Origin of the sequence: Allobosea sp. ASV33, assembly GCF_016428755.1 — a bacterium.
Taxonomy (GTDB): Bacteria; Pseudomonadota; Alphaproteobacteria; order Rhizobiales; family Beijerinckiaceae; genus Allobosea.
Map to the genome: position 1 here is coordinate 1 of NZ_JAELTI010000231.1, position 398 is coordinate 398.

General features: G+C 78.4%; 1 pseudogene. It reads right to left on the reverse strand.

The features are described 5' to 3' along the window. Positions 1 to 144: 144 nt before the first annotated feature. Positions 145 to 249, reverse strand: a pseudogene (locus tag JHD80_RS27280) (SDR family oxidoreductase); the annotation flags it as partial. Positions 250 to 398: the final 149 nt, after the last annotated feature.

Consider the following 398-nt stretch of genomic DNA (forward strand, 5'->3'; position numbering starts at 1 on the left):
CCCCCCCCCCCCCCCCCCCCCCCCCCCCCCCCCCCCCCCCCCCCCCCCCCCCCCCCCCCCCCCCCCCCCCTTTTTAATGAGACCGCCACCACCGAGCTCTCCACCGAAGGTTAATCGTCGGCAGCGTCAGATGTGTATAAGAGACAGGGGCGAATTGGCACGCTGCCAAGACAGCATGGCGCGCGCGTCCGAGATGCCGGCGCCGGCCAGGGTCCGCACCGGCCCGGACGAGAGCGCGTTGACGCGAATGCGGGGGGGGGGGGGGGGGGTCCGAGCCCACGAGACTCTAGGCGCGAGCTCGGATGCCGTCTTAGGCGGGTACAAGGGGGGGGGGGGGGGGGGGGGGGGGGGGGGGGGGGGGGGGGGGGGGGGGGGGGGGGGGGGGGGGGGGGGGGGGG